Annotated in this window: 21 protein-coding genes and 1 other RNA gene; 8 read left to right on the top strand and 14 right to left on the bottom strand. The window is 36.3% G+C overall.

Going from position 1 to position 18,096, the window contains the following annotated elements; translation table 11 throughout:
* Positions 1 to 11 precede the first annotated feature (11 nt).
* Both NG809_RS14935 and NG809_RS14930 read right to left on the bottom strand, forming a co-directional pair.
* Positions 12 to 647: a DUF4241 domain-containing protein gene (locus tag NG809_RS14935; protein ID WP_262151963.1), complete on the bottom strand. Its 636-nt coding sequence runs from the start codon at positions 645 to 647 to the stop codon at positions 12 to 14.
* Between the two features lie 46 nt (positions 648 to 693).
* A complete protein-coding gene (locus NG809_RS14930) occupies positions 694 to 3,396 on the bottom strand; it encodes a valine--tRNA ligase (protein ID WP_262151961.1) in 2,703 nt (900 codons plus the stop codon).
* 126 nt (positions 3,397 to 3,522) lie between these two features.
* On the opposite strand from NG809_RS14930, the gene NG809_RS14925 reads away from it, so the two are divergent.
* Together NG809_RS14925 and NG809_RS14920 are read left to right on the top strand one after the other, a co-directional pair.
* Entirely contained in the window at positions 3,523 to 4,059 is a 537-nt protein-coding gene (locus tag NG809_RS14925) for a DUF1573 domain-containing protein (protein ID WP_262151959.1), read from the top strand.
* A 78-nt stretch (positions 4,060 to 4,137) separates the two neighbouring features.
* Positions 4,138 to 5,007, top strand: a complete 870-nt coding sequence (locus NG809_RS14920) for a PPK2 family polyphosphate kinase (RefSeq protein WP_262151957.1) — start codon at positions 4,138 to 4,140, stop codon at positions 5,005 to 5,007.
* 102 nt (positions 5,008 to 5,109) lie between these two features.
* On the opposite strand, the gene rnpB is transcribed toward NG809_RS14920, so the two are convergent.
* An RNA gene (rnpB, locus tag NG809_RS14915) (RNase P RNA component class A) lies at positions 5,110 to 5,436 on the bottom strand.
* Between the two features lie 360 nt (positions 5,437 to 5,796).
* On the opposite strand from rnpB, the gene NG809_RS14910 reads away from it, so the two are divergent.
* Positions 5,797 to 6,288 (top strand): RNA polymerase sigma factor, encoded by a 492-nt coding sequence (locus tag NG809_RS14910; protein ID WP_056077017.1) that lies wholly within the window; start codon positions 5,797 to 5,799, stop codon positions 6,286 to 6,288.
* A complete protein-coding gene (locus NG809_RS14905) occupies positions 6,281 to 6,955 on the top strand; it encodes a beta-carotene 15,15'-monooxygenase (protein WP_262151953.1) in 675 nt (224 codons plus the stop codon). The genes NG809_RS14910 and NG809_RS14905 overlap by 8 nt, the downstream gene beginning before the upstream one ends.
* A 57-nt stretch (positions 6,956 to 7,012) precedes the next feature.
* On the opposite strand, the gene rpoN is transcribed toward NG809_RS14905, so the two are convergent.
* From rpoN to NG809_RS14880, 5 genes are all read right to left on the bottom strand, one after another.
* Positions 7,013 to 8,479 (bottom strand): RNA polymerase factor sigma-54, encoded by a 1,467-nt coding sequence (gene rpoN / locus NG809_RS14900; protein ID WP_262151949.1) that lies wholly within the window; start codon positions 8,477 to 8,479, stop codon positions 7,013 to 7,015.
* 305 nt (positions 8,480 to 8,784) lie between these two features.
* Entirely contained in the window at positions 8,785 to 10,233 is a 1,449-nt protein-coding gene (gene asnS / locus NG809_RS14895; protein WP_262151948.1) for an asparagine--tRNA ligase, read from the bottom strand.
* 121 nt (positions 10,234 to 10,354) lie between these two features.
* Positions 10,355 to 10,954, bottom strand: coding sequence for a CDP-alcohol phosphatidyltransferase family protein (locus NG809_RS14890; protein WP_262151946.1), 600 nt, complete (start codon positions 10,952 to 10,954; stop codon positions 10,355 to 10,357).
* A gap of 17 nt (positions 10,955 to 10,971) precedes the next feature.
* Positions 10,972 to 11,424, bottom strand: coding sequence for a hypothetical protein (locus NG809_RS14885; RefSeq protein WP_262151944.1), 453 nt, complete (start codon positions 11,422 to 11,424; stop codon positions 10,972 to 10,974).
* Positions 11,421 to 11,975, bottom strand: coding sequence for a hypothetical protein (locus NG809_RS14880; RefSeq protein ID WP_262151942.1), 555 nt, complete (start codon positions 11,973 to 11,975; stop codon positions 11,421 to 11,423). Before NG809_RS14880 ends, NG809_RS14885 begins: the two co-directional genes overlap by 4 nt.
* Before the next feature lie 105 nt (positions 11,976 to 12,080).
* On the opposite strand from NG809_RS14880, the gene NG809_RS14875 reads away from it, so the two are divergent.
* The 4 genes from NG809_RS14875 to NG809_RS14860 all read left to right on the top strand — a co-directional run bounded on the left by NG809_RS14875 (position 12,081) and on the right by NG809_RS14860 (position 14,131).
* Positions 12,081 to 13,013, top strand: coding sequence for an XRE family transcriptional regulator (locus tag NG809_RS14875; RefSeq protein ID WP_262151940.1), 933 nt, complete (start codon positions 12,081 to 12,083; stop codon positions 13,011 to 13,013).
* An 81-nt stretch (positions 13,014 to 13,094) separates the two neighbouring features.
* Positions 13,095 to 13,496 (top strand): GlcG/HbpS family heme-binding protein, encoded by a 402-nt coding sequence (locus NG809_RS14870; protein WP_262151939.1) that lies wholly within the window; start codon positions 13,095 to 13,097, stop codon positions 13,494 to 13,496.
* Positions 13,497 to 13,607: 111 nt separating this feature from the next.
* Positions 13,608 to 13,853, top strand: a complete 246-nt coding sequence (locus NG809_RS14865; RefSeq protein WP_262151938.1) for a hypothetical protein — start codon at positions 13,608 to 13,610, stop codon at positions 13,851 to 13,853.
* Positions 13,850 to 14,131, top strand: coding sequence for a type II toxin-antitoxin system RelE/ParE family toxin (locus NG809_RS14860; protein ID WP_262151936.1), 282 nt, complete (start codon positions 13,850 to 13,852; stop codon positions 14,129 to 14,131). Before NG809_RS14865 ends, NG809_RS14860 begins: the two co-directional genes overlap by 4 nt.
* Here NG809_RS14860 and rimM read toward each other — a convergent pair whose 3' ends face one another.
* From rimM to NG809_RS14830, 6 genes are all read right to left on the bottom strand, one after another.
* Positions 14,132 to 14,674 carry a ribosome maturation factor RimM gene (gene rimM / locus NG809_RS14855; RefSeq protein WP_262151934.1) on the bottom strand — a complete coding sequence of 181 codons (543 nt, stop codon included), beginning with the start codon at positions 14,672 to 14,674 and terminating at the stop codon, positions 14,132 to 14,134.
* A 191-nt stretch (positions 14,675 to 14,865) separates the two neighbouring features.
* Positions 14,866 to 15,432, bottom strand: coding sequence for a 30S ribosomal protein S16 (locus NG809_RS14850; protein WP_262151932.1), 567 nt, complete (start codon positions 15,430 to 15,432; stop codon positions 14,866 to 14,868).
* A 357-nt stretch (positions 15,433 to 15,789) separates the two neighbouring features.
* A complete protein-coding gene (locus tag NG809_RS14845) occupies positions 15,790 to 16,302 on the bottom strand; it encodes a nitroreductase family protein (RefSeq protein WP_262151930.1) in 513 nt (170 codons plus the stop codon).
* Between the two features lie 317 nt (positions 16,303 to 16,619).
* Positions 16,620 to 17,069, bottom strand: coding sequence for a GreA/GreB family elongation factor (locus NG809_RS14840; RefSeq protein WP_262151928.1), 450 nt, complete (start codon positions 17,067 to 17,069; stop codon positions 16,620 to 16,622).
* 87 nt (positions 17,070 to 17,156) lie between these two features.
* Complete coding sequence (locus NG809_RS14835) at positions 17,157 to 17,381, bottom strand: hypothetical protein (RefSeq protein WP_262151926.1); 225 nt, start codon at positions 17,379 to 17,381, stop codon at positions 17,157 to 17,159.
* A 149-nt stretch (positions 17,382 to 17,530) separates the two neighbouring features.
* On the bottom strand, positions 17,531 to 18,064 hold the full coding sequence (locus NG809_RS14830; RefSeq protein WP_262151924.1) for an SRPBCC family protein: 534 nt from the start codon (positions 18,062 to 18,064) through the stop codon (positions 17,531 to 17,533).
* Positions 18,065 to 18,096 lie beyond the last annotated feature (32 nt).

Raw genomic sequence — 18,096 nt, 5'->3', positions numbered from 1 at the left:
AACAATAGGTTTTACTGAATTTCAATAAATTCAGTAACAATCTTCACAGGCTTATGATTTGCATCGAATCCGATGTAACTTGCATAAAATCCTTCTCCATAACCTGTTTCAAAGGCGAAAATATTTCGCGGATTTTCTTCGTCCGGTTTCAGAAATGCGTACTGATCAATGGCTCCGTTTTCATCAAAAAAATGTTCATGGAAAAATTCTTCATAGATTCCCATGAAATCGTCTCCTTTTCTTTGAAAAAGCTTTTGCTCAAGTTCATTGAGACTGTTTTGGGTTTCATAATCCATGAAACAGCCCATTCCGCTTTCTACGGGATAACCGAAAACCTCTTCATCAGCCAGATCTTTTAGGTTTTGTCCTTCTGTGGTTGCCATTTCCCAATAAACTGCTTCTGTCTTGTCAAAAACAATTTCACCGTACGCCACGCAATTGCTTTCCCTTTCTTTGTGAAGCAAAACCTGAAATTCACCTTTTGGAAATTCTGTAGTGAAAGGCTTCATATCATTTGTTAAAACAGGATCGCAAGCCACAAGCTTTCCGCTCGAAAGATAAATTTTCCCGACTTCAAAACTCTCCAGAAGCGGACTTTCCACAAAGTCTTTTGAGAAGAGTTTTTTAATATTTTCTATATGTTTCATTCAGTATCGAAACCTTCAAGATTTTAAAAACCTTGAAGGTTTATAATTATAAAGTTTTAAGCTTCTCTTCCAAAATTGCAATTTTATCAATTGCATCTTTCTGTTTTTTACGCTCAACTTCCACAATCTCAGGCTTTGCATTGGCAACAAATTTCTCGTTTGAAAGTTTTTTATCTACAGAAATCAGGAAGCCTTTCAGGTATTTTAATTCTTCTTCGGTTTTCTCTTTTTCTTCACCCAAATCTAAGTTTTCACTTAAAGGAATTGAAATTTCTGTGGAACCAACCAAAAATGTAAAGCTTGGTTTATCTGTTTTTGTTCCGAAATGAATTTCTGAAATATTTCCAAGTTTTTTAATCACCGATTCGTTGGCAAATTCTGTAGCATTGGTGTATATTTCGACACTTTCTTTTGGTGAAATCCCTTTAGTCTGACGGTAATTTCTTACTCCTGAAATCACTTCAGACGCCGTCTCGAAGTTTTTGATAATTTTGTCTTCAAATGCTTCTGATTTCTTCTGCTGGGCAATCATCAAGGCATCTTCAGTTTTTCTTTCTGAAATCGTCTGCCACAGCTCCTCAGTAAGGAAAGGCATGAACGGATGAAGCAGCTTCATCAATTCTTCAAATAAATAAATAGTTTTTGTGTAAACTTCTTTTGAAATTCCCTCTCCGAAATTTGGCTTAATCGCTTCAAGATACCAGCCGCAGAAATCATCTTTAATTAATTTCTGAATTAAATTTAATGCATCAGAAATTCTGAATTTATCAAACTGGTCATTAATTTCGGTAATTGATTTATTTAATTGATTTTCAAACCATTCAATAGTCTGAATTTCTGTAGAATTTGCCGGCTTGTCTTCATGCTTCCACATGTTGATTAAACGGAAAGCATTCCAGATTTTAGTACCGAAGTTTCTACCCAAATCGCAAAGCGGAGAAGTGTAGATTGCATCTTTGCCTTCTTCCATTCTCTGTTTTACCTGTTTTTCAGTTAAAACATTTCCTTCTTCATCAATCTGCTCAGAATCAAATTTTAAATCGTTTCCGGCAGCTGAACTCATCATAATTCCCACTCTAACAGCATCTGCGCCATATCGTTCAATCAAATCCAAAGGATCCGGTGAATTTCCAAGAGATTTAGACATTTTTCTGCCGATTTTATCCCTTACAATTCCTGTAAAATAAACATTTTTGAAAGGAATTTCTTTTCTGTATTCCAAACCTGCCATAATCATTCTGGCAACCCAGAAGAAAATAATATCCGGACCTGTAACCAGATCTGAAGTCGGATAATAATAATTAATATCTTGATTGTCAGGATTATTCAGTCCGTCAAAAACCGACATTGGCCACAACCATGATGAAAACCATGTATCGAGGGCGTCTTGGTCTTGTCTCAAGCTGGAAGCTGGAAGCTCGGAGTTGGAAGTTTTTTCTTTCGCAAGTTCCAGCGCTTCTTCAATGTTTTCAGCAACTACAAAATCATTTTCGCCTTCACCATAATAATAAGCAGGAATCTGCTGTCCCCACCAAAGCTGGCGGGAAATATTCCAGTCGCGGATGTTTTCCATCCAGTGTTTGTAGGTATTTTTGAATTTTTCAGGATAGAATTTCACTTCATCATCCATCACAACGTCTAAAGCCGGTTTCCCGATTTCAGACATCTTCAGAAACCACTGAACAGAAACTTTAGGCTCAATCACGGCACCTGTTCTTTCGGAAGTTCCTACTTTATTGGCGTAATCTTCTGCTTTCAGCAAAAGATCGTTTTCTTCCAGTTCTTTTGCGATTTGCTTTCTTACATCAAATCTGTTTTTACCTGCATAATGCAGTCCGTGCTCATTCAGATTTGCGTCATCATCCAGAGAGTCAATCATCGGAAGACTGTGTTTTTTTCCGATTTCGTAATCATTCAGATCATGAGCCGGAGTAATTTTCAGAGCACCCGTTCCAAATTCAATATCAACATATTCGTCTTCAATAATTGGAATAACTCTGTTGACGATCGGTACAAGTACGTTTTTCCCTTTCAAATGAGCATATCGCTCATCATTAGGATTAATACAAACTGCGGTGTCCCCGAAAATTGTTTCAGGACGCGTTGTAGCAACAGAAAGGAATTCTTCTGTACCCTCGATTTTATACTTTAGGAAATATAATTTTCCGTTTTGTTCTTTAAAGATTACTTCTTCGTCAGAAATATTGGTTTTTGCTTCAGGATCCCAATTGACCATTCTATAACCTCTGTAAATCAAACCTTTATTGTACAAATCAACAAAAGCTTTGATTACCTGACTCGAAAGTTTCGGTTCCATCGTAAAACTCGTTCTGTCCCAGTCGCACGAACAACCCAATTTCTTCAACTGTTCCAGGATGGTTCCCCCGTATTTGTCGGTCCATTCCCATGCGTGTTTCAAAAATTCTTCTCTTGTAAGATCAGATTTATTGATGCCTTCAGACTTCAGTTTGGCAACAACTTTCGCTTCCGTCGCAATCGAAGCGTGGTCTGTTCCCGGAACCCAACAGGCATTGAAACCCTGCATTCTTGCACGGCGAACGAGAATATCCTGAATGGTATTGTTCAACATATGCCCCATGTGAAGAATTCCTGTGACGTTAGGCGGCGGAATTACGATCGTGTAAGGTGGCTTTTCGTTGGGTTCTGAGTGGAAATATTTGTTATCCAGCCAGTATTTGTACCATTTCTTTTCTGTTTCCTGAGGATTATATTTTTCTGAAATCTGCATAAATTCTAATTTCTTTATCTTACAATTTGCAAAAATAGTTTAAAGTAAAAAAATGTAAGCACTAATTAAAATAATTTTTAACTTTGTTCCTCAAAATTATCTAACATACATATTAACTTTAAGTATATGAAAAACTTACTAGCTGGAATTGCGTTTTTGGGAACAGTTGCTTTTGCATCTGCGCAAACCATTACTTTTGACAATACAACCTTTGAATACGGAACAATCAAACCCGGATCAGACGGTACAAGATTTTTCACTGTGACCAATACTGGAGACAAGCCTTTGGTACTTTCAAACGTGAAGCCATCTTGCGGATGTACAACACCTGAATGGAGCCAGGATCCTATTTTACCTGGAAAATCTTCAAAAATTAAGGTAGGATACAACACCGCCTTGGCAGGACCTTTTACAAAAATGATTGAAGTATTTTCTAATGACCCTGTAAACAGCAGAAGCATCATTTACATTAAAGGAAACGTAGATGCTAACGCTGTAGAGGTAGCACCTGAACCAGCGCCTGAGCCAATAGTTTTAACTCCAGAAGAACTCAAAGCTAAAGAAAAAGCTGATAAAAAAGCAGCTAAAATTGCTGCAAAAGAAGCTAAGAAAGCAGAAAAGGCTGCCAAAAAAGCGGCAAAACAAGCTAAAGCTGCAAACTAATTTTCAAAAAATAAAATATTATATAACCATCTCTTATCGGGATGGTTTTTTTTGCTATTTTAGATAAAATATTAAAAAATGAACAGTGATTTTTCAGAAGAATTTAAAGTAAAAGGAAAATTTTCAATAAAAAAAACAGAAACTTCATATAAGGGAAAACTTACGAAAGAGGACGGTTTAGAAATGATCATGAAGGAAAAAGAAAAACTTCGTGAACTTCAGGAAAAATTATATGCCGATGGAAGCAAATCTTTATTGGTCGTACTTCAGGCGATGGATGCAGCAGGAAAAGATTCTTTAATCGAGCATGTTTTCGGAGGCGTAAATCCTCAGGGTTGTAATGTGACTAGTTTTAAAACTCCAAACTCAAAAGAATATGCACATGATTTTCTTTGGAGGCATTACTTAGCAGTTCCTCAAAAGGGAATGATCGGAATTTTTAATCGTTCGCACTACGAAAGTGTTTTGGTTTGCAAGGTTCATCCTGAATATAATTTGAGCGAAAAAACGTGGGATGATGTGAAAGATTTTGATGATAAATTCTGGAAAAACCGCTACGAAAGTATCAGTAATTTTGAAAAACACCTTGCCAATAACGGAACGACTATCATCAAAATTTTCCTGAATGTTTCGAAAGACGAACAAAAGAAAAGACTTCTCGACCGCATCAACGAACAGGAAAAAAACTGGAAATTTTCTTCAGCAGACCTTCCCGAAAGAGCTCTGTTTGACAAATACATGGACTGTTACGAAACTGCCATCAACGAAACTTCTAAAGATCATGCTCCGTGGCACGTGATTCCGGCAGATAATAAATGGTTTGCAAGACTGGCAGCGATTCAGATTATTATAGAAACTTTGGAAAAAATGGATTTAAAATTCCCTGAACTTTCCAAGGAAGACAAAAAAGGTTTGGAAGATGCTAAAAAGCAGTTGGAAAGTGAGTGAGGAAGAGCCAAGGCAAAAGTAAAAAGAGCCAAGTTTAATTGCCACAAATGCACGAATTTTTATAATTACAAATTATATTCGTGCATTCGTGGCATTTATAAAAAAACGAGAAAACCTGTAAGCCGGATTCTGTATCCCGAGAATCGGGACGCCTGTTATTTATCTACGTTGTACATTGCTGCACAACTTGAGCTGATTACCCCTCGGTTTTCAGGACGGGCCGCCCCTATTTCCATTTCTAAAAAGCACCGATATACTTACCATTGCACCGCAAAGAGTTTACCTGGTTTCACTACAGCCGAACTGTACATACTTTCTGTTGCACTTGTCCTATCTTCACAGATGACGGATGTTATCCGCTTTGCTGCCCTATGGTGTCCGGACTTTCCTACCCTCAAAAAAATGAGAATCAACAGGCCGGTTTTCTCGTGGGTGCAAAGATAGATAATTTGAAATCTGATAATGAGATAATTTGAAAATTTTTATTAAGCGTTGAGATTCACAGATTATTTACAAATTTTCAGTTTACACATTATTTGGTGTTAGACTGGCAGTCTGAAGGTTATGGGTTAGATCCCCGTATTCTCCACAACATAATACTTTCTCCAACCTCGCAATCTTATGAAGATTTTTTCACTTGCTTTAATAGCAGCAATGTTCATAGAATGTTCTTCGGATAATGAGTTACAGTAATTTTTATTCTAAAAAAAACTGCATGTTTCATTTTCAAATTAGTAAATTTTCAAACTTTCAAATTATATCATATCTTCGTGCAGTTGAAAAACTAAATTGGTGACCAAGGAAAAAGAATTTGCGCAGCTGATCAAAAATAATCAGGGATTGATTATAAAAGTGTCGCGTCTTTACACCAATTCTCTTGAGGATGAGGAAGATCTCTTCCAGGAAATCGTGCTTCAACTCTGGAAAAGCTATGATTCCTTTAAAGGAAATTCTAAAATTTCTACCTGGATGTATCGTGTGGCATTGAATACCGCCATTACTTTATTCAGAAAAAAAAGCAAATCTTTACAGACCAATGAACTGGATATCAACCTCAGAGATTATGAGGATGACAATGACGATAAGCAACAGCAGATTTCACTCCTCTATCAGGTCATCAAAACGTTGCCGAATGTGGAAAGAGCAATTGTGATGATGTATCTTGATGATCTGCCGTACAGAGATATTGCCGAAAACCTTGGTATCACGGAGGTAAATGCCCGTGTAAAAATGAACAGACTGAAAAAAATTCTTAAAGAAAAGATGGAAAAATATGCCTGATTTTGATTTAGACAGCTTTAAAAGCACATGGCAAAAGCAACCCGTTGAGAATAAATATAACGACAGTGAGATCTTGAAGATGCTCAATAAAAAATCGCGCAACTACATGAAATATATTTTCTGGATCAGCGCGGCAGAATTTCTGTTTTTTACTTTGTTTGGATTTTATTACATCATTCAGGATAAAGATTCGAATTCATTTATGAGCTTACTGCAGAGATTAGGTGTGGAAGAAAATGAGGAATTGAGAAATCACCTTGAAAAGATTTATCTCGTCATCAAGATTACCACTCTGTTTGTAACTGGATATTTTGTTATTAAATTTTATCAGAATTATAAGAAAATAAAAATTCAGGAAGATCTGAAAGCATTTATCACAAGAATTATCAAATTTAAACAGACTGTCAACGCATTTATTTTAACGAATATCCTTTTATTTGTGTTATTTACAGGCGCTTTCACCGGATTTGTATTTTATGTCATCAATCATCAGCAAATAAAACTTGATCCTTCCGCTAAAAATGGTTTTATCATGGCAATTATCGTGAGTACTGTTTTGTGTGTGCTTCTGATTTGGCTTTACTACAGGCTGGTTTACGGAATCATCATGGGTAGACTTGATAAAAGTTTAAAACAGCTGAAAGACATTGATTCTCAGGCAAATTAATTTTATTTATAATTCAAACATAAAAAAAGCATTTCGTTCTGAAATGCTTTTTCGTTTTTATAATTCCTTTCTCAATCTTGCTACCGGAATATTGAGCTGTTCACGGTACTTAGCAATTGTTCTTCTTGCAATATTGTAGCCCTGTTCTTTCAACATCACCACCAAAGCATCATCTGTAAGCGGCTTTCGTTTGTTTTCTTTGCTGATGACTTCCTGAAGATGGTTTTTAATTTCCTTTGTGGAAACCTCCTCGCCATCATCATTCGTTAAAGAATCTGAGAATAAATCTTTAAGATAAAGAATTCCGTTTGGAGTATCGGCGTATTTGCTTTTTACAACCCTTGAAATTGTAGAAATATCAAAACCAGTAATATCGGCAATGTCCTTTAAAATCATTGGTCTTAAAGACTTTTCGTCACCTGTAAGGAAATATGCTTTCTGGAACTTTACAATTGCATTAATGGTCTGAAGCAAAGTATTCTGACGCTGATTAATAGCATCGATATACCATTTTGCAGCATCAAGTTTCTGTTTAATAAATAAAGCTGCCTGCTTGTGCTCAGAAGATTTTTTGTCATGAGAATATGTTGAAAGAATATCTTTATACTCTTCACTTACCCTTAACGTTGGTGCATTTTTACTGTTCAGCATCGGAATCACCTGTCCGTCTTTCACCTGTATCACAAAATCCGGAATAATCTCCTGATTGATTGTAATCGTCTGAGTATCGAAGTTTCCGCCAACTTTTGGAGACAGTTTTGAAATTTCTTCCAAAGCGGCCTTCAAATCTTCTTCTTCAATATCGTATTTCTGAATGATTTTGTTGTAATGCTTATTGGTAAGCGCATCAAACTGATTTCTCAGGATACCCGCAGCCAGTGAAACTGCTTTATCTGAACTTACTTTCTTTTCGATCTGCAAAAGAAGACATTCCTGAAGACTTCTAGCTCCCACTCCTGGCGGATCCAGCTTCTGGACGTAGTTTTCAAGCACATCTTCCACCTTTTCCTTTGTGGTATAAATTCCCTGAGAAAACGCCAGATCGTCAACAATAGCTTTTATTTCTCTTCTTAAATATCCGTCAGTATCCAAATTTCCGATGATATATTCAGCTATTTTAAGATCTTCTTCAGCGATATTGCTCAAATGAACCTGCTCGTTAAGATAATCATACAGCGACTGACCTTCTGTAAGCAGACTTTCGTTGTCAAAGTCTTCATCGTCCGCAGAATAGTTGCTTGATGCCGTCTTATAATTCGGCTCATCATCGTATAGATATTGTTCTACGTCAAAATCGGTTTCAATACTCTCATTGCCCTCATTTTCATAAACAGTTTCATCTGCCGGCGCATATTCGTCTTCCTGACCTTCTTCTTTTGCAATTTCGAGAGCGGGGTTTTCTTCGAGTTCACGCTCAAGTTCTTCTTCAAATTCCAGAGTGTGAAGCTGAATCAACTTCATCAACTGAATCTGTTGTGGTGCCAGTTTTTGACCAAGTCTAAGTTGTAAATGTTGTTTTAGCATATTATTATCTGGTGTATGTAAATGTTATTCTACGAATTTATAAAAAATTTTCGACAAAAAAGCATTTTAGCATGATTTTTGATATAAAGACACCATAATAAACTATTAGGAACTTTAAAAGCTTTAACGATACGTCGTTAGGGCTTTTTTATGTTTAAAAATTCAGAAAAATCTTCTTTCATTCTTCGATTTACATTTTGGAATGACTAAAATATTATCTGATGACTAGTCATTTTTTTATCTAAAAATAAAAACCGCCGAAAATCAATAATCTTCGGCGGTTTTCTATATAAATTTATTTGAATTTAAAACTCTGCATTTTTCGGAGTTCTCGGGAAAGGAATTACATCTCTGATGTTTGTCATTCCTGTCACGAAAAGTACCAGTCTTTCCAATCCCAAACCAAAACCTGCGTGCGGAACAGAACCGAATCTTCTGGTATCTAAATACCACCACAATTCGTGCTCGTCAACGTGCATTTCTGTCATTTTTGTTTTCAAAACATTCAATCTCGCTTCTCTTTCAGAACCGCCGATGATTTCACCGATTCCAGGGAAAAGTACATCCATTGCGGCAACAGTTTTATTGTCGTCGTTCAGTTTCATGTAGAACGCTTTGATTTCTTTTGGATAATCAAATAAAACTACAGGACATTCAAAATGCTTCTCCACCAGGAATCTTTCGTGCTCAGACTGCAAATCTGCGCCCCACTCCTCGATTGGATAAGCAAATTTTCCTTTTTTATTTTCTTTTGAGTTTAATAAAATCTCAATCGCTTCCGTGTAAGAAACTCTCTTGAAACGCTTGGCAATTACATTTTCCAGCTTTTCGATCAGTCCTTCTTTAGCTCTTTCTTTTTCAGGTTTTGATTTTTGTTCTTCTGCAAAACGTTTGTCTAAGAAATCCAAATCATCTTTACAGTTATCCAAAACGTACTGAATCACGTATTTAAGGAAATCTTCCGCCAAATCGATGTTGTCTTCCAAATTATTGAAAGCAACTTCAGGCTCAATCATCCAGAATTCAGCTAAGTGACGTGTGGTATTTGAATTTTCAGCACGGAAGGTCGGTCCGAAAGTGTAAATTCTCCCCAATCCCATTGCCGCAGTTTCTCCTTCAAGCTGTCCGGAAACCGTTAAATTAGTTTTCTTTCCGAAGAAATCCTGTGCGAAGTCGATATCACCCTGCTCGTCTCTCGGAATATTGTTTAAATCAAAATTCGTTACACCAAACATCTCGCCAGCTCCCTCTGCATCGGCTCCGGTTACAATTGGTGTGTTGATATAAAAGAATTGGTTTTTGTTGAAAAAAGAGTGAATCGCAAAACTCACTGCGTGACGTACTCTGAAAACCGCCCCAAACAAATTGGTTCTGAATCTGAGATGCGCCTGCTCTCTCAACACTTCCAAAGAGTGTTTTTTAGGCTGAAGAATCGTTTTGTCTCTTTCTTCAGTAAAGTTATCTCCTAAAACAATGATTTTTTTAGCGATAATTTCTACGGTTTGTCCTGCTCCCTGACTTTCTACGACCTCTCCTACCACTTTTAGAGAAGAAGCTGTACTGATTTTAGAAATAATTTCCTCGTCAAAATTTTCAAAATCAACAACGATTTGCAAATTATTAATCGTAGAACCATCATTTAGCGCGATAAAGCGATTAGAACGGAATGCTCTTACCCAACCGTAAACTGTAATGTCATGATGTAATACTTTTTTGTAGTCCTGAAGGACTTCTTTAATCGTCTGCTTTTTCATTTGTTGATGATAAAATTTCTGTCTAAAAAATTAATGTTGGCAAAGTTACAAAAAAACGGCGCAAATTAAAGTTTACGCCGTCTTTTTAAGAAAATATCAGTTATTTAAATTAAAATCAGACTCAGTTTAAAAATACCGATTTTTTCCGCTGCTTACCCTGACGGATTTTCCATGCGTGGAATGAACTTGGAACGTCGTACTGCCATTTTGGAAGAATTAAAATAATTAAGATAACATCCAGATGAGAAATCAGTCCGAGAATTACAGTTAAATCGAAAGCCCAGCCTGCTTTTTGAAAGCCTATCAGATAAGTGAAAGCCAGCAACAGACTCAGTCCCCACAATTTTGAAAGCCATGCATGCGTGCAGGTTTCTTTTCCAAATTTTATCCAGCTGACGATGTAGCAAAGTGCTTCCATAATTAAAATTAATACAACACTTTTCCACTCAGATTTGATTAAATCAGAATTGAGATAGTAAGCTGCAAAACCGATGGAGAGCCAGAATACCAAATCCACCTGACTGTCGAGTCTTCGTAATTTTTCAGATGAAACTCCTACTTTTCTGGCGATAATTCCGTCGAAAATATCTGTGAGTATTCCGATAAACATTAAGGTTAAGATTATAAATCGTGAATCTCCGCCACTGAAATATGCTAAACTAAAAATAATTGGTGCGAAAAGAAAGCGTGCGGCGATTAATAAATAAGGTATATTTTTCATTTTTTTATTTTTAAGAATCAAAATCCTATGTTAAAATTATTGTAAACCTGATTGTTATTGGTTAATCGTACCGTCAATCCAACAGTAAAACCTTTTATTGGCAATCTGCCCAACTGATACGGAACCGAATAACCCACACCCAAATCAAGGGCATTAAGCATTGAAATACCTCCCAAAACATAAGCATGATCGAGTGAACTTCCTGTTTTTATAAAAAATCCCGATTCAGAATTATGAGAGATGTGCAAATCTGGTAAGAAACGTATCTCATTATTATGATAAACAACGTTAAAACCAGAACCTAAGAAAACTCTGTTATCATTTTCCGGATTACTAACAAACCATTCCAACCCTGCTTTTATCTGATTTCGGTTGGCATAGGAGTAATCTGCATAATAAATTGGCTGCCATTTTTGAGCATTAAAAAAACTACAGAAAAGCAACAGGAAGCACAAGGTGATATTTTTCATGGTTTCTGCTTCTCAAAAGTTAAATCATAGTGAAGGGTTTTCCAATCGCTCATGACAACCGCAAATCCGTTGCAAAAAAAGTAATTGCTCTGAATCGTCAGATTATTATTCTCATCAACTCTTAATCTGGATTTTTGGACATTCCATCCACCGAAAACAAGTGGAATTCCATCAATCATCAATCTTTTCTCTTTTAAATACAAGTATCCGTCGTTTTTCAGTTTTACCCTCAGATTTTTATTGAATAATACCTCTTTATCTTTAGAAATAATAACGTTAAGTCTTTTGTTATTAACCATTTGAAGTTTAACTTTTATATGTTCTCCCACATATTTTTCTTTCCAGCTAAACATATTTGTATTCCGGTCAAAAACATCCGTGAGCGCTCTTACATAAAAACCACTTGTGGAAGAAGGCAGATTTTTATACGTACCATCAATGTTATCAACAACGTTTTTTCCGATCACAGTTTTCGCAGACTCAATATTTTTAAAATTCGCGCAGCTCACTGTCAGGAGCGATAAGCTTAAATAAAAAATTAGATTTTTCATGACTGTTCTTTTAAAATTATAATTCAAAGCTAGCCACAGAATAATCTCACCCGAATGCGAAAAAAAATTAAAATAAATTTCTACATTTGTGAAAATCGCAAAAACATGCATCAGGAAGTTTTATTGAAACAGATCAGAAAGAAAATCGGGGACAAATCTCTGAATGATGAAATTGCCAATATTCTCAACATCAGCTACGATGCTGCACACAGAAGAACTTCGCTCAAAGCAAAATTCAGTTTTGAAGAGGCTCTGGAGCTGGCAAAATATTATCAGATTTCATTGAATGAGTTTCTCAATTCCGATAATCAGCTGGTGGTGCAGAAAACGACTCCTGTCATTTCAACAGATGATTTGCAGTCGTTTTTCCAGAATAATCTGAGTGTATTTGATAAACTTCCGCTTTCAGATGAGATGAAAATTTATTATTCGGCGAAAGATATTCCGTTTTTCTATACGCTTTCAGATACATTGCTTTCACGGTTTAAAATTTACGTCTGGATGAATCTTTTGAATGCAAAACAGTTTTTTGTTCCGTTCTCAGAATTTTCGCCGCCCAATTTTAATTTAAATACAAAAGAACTTCGCAGAAAATATGAAGAGCAAAACGTCATCGAGATTTGGAACGACACCACGATTTCCAGCATTCTTCAACAAATTTCGTTTTACTTCGACACCAGACTTTTGCTTAAAAATGAAGCCGGAACTATCCTGAAAGAAGTAAAAGAAATCATTGAATACATCGAGCAAAAAACCGACACCAATCCGAAATATCAGATTTACGAAAATGAACTGATGCAACTTTCAAATGATATATTTTTCAATCATCCCAAAAATTCACTTCTGGCAATGCCTTTAAATACTTTCGGATATATTCTGATTAATGAGATAAAAACCTGTAGCGAAACGTACAATTATTTTGAGCATCAGATTAAAAATTCAAAATCACTGAGCACTTCGGGAAACCGCGACCGGAAAATATTTTTCAATAAAATGTATCAGCAGATTGATGATTTGGTTGAAAAACTAAAAATCTAAAATTTAATATTGTAATTAAGAATATTCTCATTTATCGGCACGATTTTGTGTAGATTTACACAATTATCAAACCTAAATTATATGAACATTACATTAGAACAGGCTCAGAAAGTCATTGAAGCCGCACTTCAGAAATCAAAAGAATTAGGAGTAAAAATGAACATTGCCATCGTTGACAGCGGCGCCAACCTCGTTGCTTTTGCAAAAATGGATGATGCGTGGCTGGGCTCCACCGACATCGCACAAAAGAAAGCCAAAACCGCAAGATTTTTCGACATGAACAGCGGCGAAATCGGGAAACTATCACAACCCGGACAGCCTTTGTACAACATCGAACATTCCAATAACGGACTGATTAGTTTTCCCGGCGGAGTTTTAATCAAAGACGCATCAGGAAAAATCATCGGAGCCATCGGTGTAAGCGGAAGCACAGTGGATGATGACCATGAGGTTGCAACAGCGGGAGCGGAAGCTGTTTCGTAGACAACCCCGACAGCAGAAAATAAAAAAGTTGGCCATAAAGCCAACTTTTTTTATGCAAAAACACTTACTTACAATCAAAATATTCTTTAACTTTGATAAAATTTAAGACAAATGACGACTTTAGAACAATCTATATATCAGGAAATTAAAGAAAAATTAAAGGATGCTCCGAAAAATATCCTGGAAAGAGTTCTTGGATATGTAGACGGTGTTTTGGAAATGGAAGATAAAGAAAATCTGCAGGATTTAAAAATGCAGGTACATGAAGATTATGCCAACTACAAAACGGGAAAATCGGCTTTGATAGATCTAGACCAAGCTGAAAAAGATATCGAAAATTCAATCTCAAAAAAATGAAGATTGAAGTAACGGAGCAATTTAGAGATAAAGTGAAAAGGCAAATGCAGTACATCGCCTTAGAAAAACCTCTAGCCGCAAAAAAGCTGAATCAGCTTATCTTCCGCAAAATAAAAGATATTTCAAATTACCCTAAAATCAACAGAAAATCTATCTTCTGTGAAGATGACAACATTCGGGATTTGATTGTGAAAGGATATTTGATTGTCTACGAGATCCTCTCTGATGAAGACAAAATTGTAGTTTTCGGTTTTTACAAATGGAAAGAAAAACTGTAATTACTCATCCTTCTTCGAAGGCACCAAAAACACATCAATCAATCCCTCAGGAATCTGCATTTTGATGAATCTCTCCTCACGGTTGACCTCAAGAATCCAGTCTTTAATTAAAGGAATTACTACCTCTTTCCCTTCAAGATTCGTTACGAAATAATTCTGCGCCGTCTGGTCGTTTACAGATCTAATTACACCACAATTGTTATCATGCTCATCAAAAATCTCATAACCGATAATTTCGTGATAATAAAACTGTTTTCCAGTCAGTTTCGGAAGACTTGACAAAGGAAGAAAAACATTTTTACCCAAAGACTGGTCAACTAAGGCTTCAGAAGAATTTTTAAAAGCTATATTCAGTGCATCAAGTTTACTGAACGAAGTTTTCTCAATAAAAAAAGGCACCAGCAAACCGTTGATTTCCACAAAAATAGAATCCAGTTTTTTGTACAGTTCAGGCTGATCTGTATCTAATTTAAGAATTACATTTCCGGCAAGCCCGTGTCTGCGTGTGATTTTTCCCAGTAAATAACAGTCTTCTTTTTTCATGTTGCAAAATAATAAAAATCCTGAATAATTTCTTCTTTTACCCCGACCCTAAAGGGAGGAAGAAATCCAGAGGAGTGGTTTGATAAAGTCTAAAATAAATTTGCACCCTTTAGGGCTGGGGAATCAAATTTATTTTTTAAACAACAAAGACACGAAAAAATCGTGCCTTTGTTTTGTATTTTTTAGAAAGATTAAGCCTGAGTCTCTTCAGTTCCTTCTGCTTCAGCAGTAGGCTCTTCAGTAGTTTCAGCAGCCTCTTCTACAGCAGGTGCGTTTGCAGCTTCTTCAGCAGCTTTAGCATCAGCCTCAAGTTGAGCAGCAGCAGCTACTCTGGCTTCGTTTACTTTAACTTCAGCTTCCAAAGCAGCTTTCTTAGCATCAGCTTTAGCAGTAGATAATCCTTCTACTTTACCTTGTACTTTAGCATCTTTCTCAGCTAACCAAGCTCCGAATCTCTTCTCAGCTTCAGCCTCATCAAAAGCACCTTTAGCAACACCACCTTGTAAGTGTTTTTTGTAAAGAGCACCTTTATAAGAAAGAATCGCTCTTGCCGTATCAGTTGGCTGAGCACCGTTGTTTAACCACTTTACAGCAGAATCAACGTTCAAATCGATAGTAGCAGGGTTAGTAATTGGGTTGTAAGTTCCGATCTTTTCGATGAATCTACCATCTCTTCTTGATCTTGAATCTGCAACTACGATGTGAAAAAAAGGTTTCCCTTTAGAACCGTGTCTTTGTAATCTGATTTTTACTGACATAATGTTTGAATTTTATGGGAACTCGTCCCGATTAAATATTTAAGTGTGCAAAGATAGAAAAAAAGTTTAATATTCAAGATTTAAAATTCAAAATATTAACGCATTAAATCTTGAATCTTAAATTTTAAATATTTAGGAGCCGGGAACCTGCTGTCCACTATATCTTTTGCTCTTCGTACCTCATCACAAAAGGATGCCGTTGCCATCAGGGCTAGGGTATTTCGTGTTAATCAAAATTTTTTCATTTCGACAAAAAACCATCTCAATTTCAGAAGAATCACTTTTCAAATTGTGAAAGTTCACATCTCACATATTGTTACATTGTTATACTGCTACATTGATAAATTGTTACATTGCCTAATCAACCTTTCCCATATAAAAAAGCCCCAGACATTTCTGGTTTTCCTCAATTGCGAGAGAATCCTTCAGATGATCTACAATTTTAGGAGAACTCCAGTAGCAGCCTACTCCATTTGCTGTACAGGTCAGATACATATTCTGAACCGCCATAGAAACCGCCGCAATCTCTTCCCATTCAGGAACCATTCCACTGAAATTCACAACAATGGAAACAACTGCATCTGCTTTATTGATTTTAAAACCGATATCCTGATATTTTTTCTCCAAAAAAGTCTGCGGAGCCTGTGTTGCTTTATAAATTTCCTGCATTTCGACCGCCAGTCTTGCTTTCTCTTCGCCTTTGAAGATTTTAAAACGCCATGGTTTTGTCCGTTTGTGATTGGGAGCCAACGTCGCTGAGTATAGAATTTCGTCGATAATTTTCTGAGAGATTTCTGTTTCAGCATAATCTTTAGGAAAAATACTTCTTCTCTGCTCTATGATTTCTTTTAAAACTTCTGCTTTATTCATGTAGACAAATTTAGGGAAAAAGCGGGAAGATGGAGGCTGGAGGATGGAAGTTTTTCGGGATGCGGGATGCGGGATGCGGGATGCGGGATGCGGGATGCGGGATGCGTAGCAAAATTAAATGATGCTGCTTTTTCCGCAAAATTTTATCAATAACTTTTCATGAATTTTCTTTCAAATGCCACGAATGCACGAATATCAAATTTTACTGGTGAAAAATTCGTGCCTTCGTGGCATTCTACCTAGCTCTTTTAACTTTTCAGCTGGCTCCTTTTACTTGTATCTTGTTTCTTCCATCCTGCTCTTTTTCCTTGTCTCTTTTAGATCACTTCTTCAATTTTCTGATGAATTTTATTCAAGGTAAATTCTTCGCCGGCTTTCATGCCCATGATTTTCTTGGCCATCGGGCTTTCGGGGGAAATGGCGTAGAAACGGTCGCCTTCAAAGAAAAATTCGCCAAGAGAAACGGAAATGTAGAAACGCGCTTTATTGGTGATGACAAGAGAACCTATTTTTGCGCGATCAGACACAGAATTCAAAACCATTTTCATCTGCTGCTGCATATTTTTAAGATTCGCCATCTGCTTGTCTAAATGGTAAATTTCTTCCTGCATTTCTTCCCGAATAGAATCATATTTTGAAGTCTTTTTGATTTCCCGACTGGCTTCCAGCGTAAAATTCAGATAAAATTCCAAAGTTTTTACTTTCCCCGAAATCATGTCCCGCACAAAAATCCTCAACTCGTTTTTATTGTAAACCGCCTTCTGCATACATCTTAATCTTTACCTAAAGATAATATTTTTTTTAATTATCAAAATCAAAAAAACCGCCACTGTGAAGAAACGGTTTTAAAATTTTTATTTTGGCTTGTTCTGTTCATAATCAAAGGCATCAATCTTTCTCTCATCTGCTTCCTTTCTTTTCTGAAGTTGCTGAACATTCCTGTCAATGTCGCTTTGGTTACCTTGCAGGTAATTTTTATCCTGATAATCTGCGTTTGATTCTTTTCCTTGTTTCACCGTACATGATGCAGACAAAAAACTGACGCAGACAGCAACAAACAATAAGTATTCTTTTTTCATTAATTATTTTTTTCAAAAGTATATTTTATTTTATTTCTGTTTAAAAGTTTAACTAAAGATTATAAATTTAGACTATCTCATTAATGGTTTTTAACAAAAAAAACTGCTTCCAAAATCTGAAAACAGTTTCTCACAATATTTTGCCTTACTTATTTTTCAGCCAAAGCTTTCAGTTTTTTAAAACCCTCGTCGTAAGATTTTCCCATCTGATAATCCATCATCGGTCGCATAATTTTCATCCATGTTTCCTGTTTGGTATCCATACTCCATGTTACTTTTGTAGTGTTCCCTTCAGCAGCCAAAACGAGATCAGACAAAGCCTGTCCTTCAAAAGGTCTTTTAAAAATCATTTCTGTACGCTGTCTTTCGTTGGCAATATTTTCCCTGATTTCCTGACAGCCGGCTCCTGCATCATCATTTTTGCTGTCCCAGCAGTATTTATCTCCCACTTCTCCGGAAGTTCCAGTGTAGGTAACCGTCATGTTTTTGTCTAAATCCATCCACGGATTCCATTCGTTGAAAGACTTCATTGAGCTGATGTGCTGCCATACTTTTTCTTTCGGAGCATTGATGACCACTGATTTTTCGTAATGATAATTATCTCCGAAAGCCAGCATTGCAATTACAGAATACACCACCAACAGAAGGATTAATCCTCCGATAATTTTAAAGAATGTTTTCATAGTTTTTATTTTTTTAAGTATAAATCAAAAAT

It is taken from the genome of Chryseobacterium foetidum (assembly GCF_025457425.1).
Lineage (GTDB): Bacteria > Bacteroidota > Bacteroidia > Flavobacteriales > Weeksellaceae > Chryseobacterium > Chryseobacterium foetidum.
This window is presented reverse-complemented; position numbering and strand designations above follow the sequence as displayed.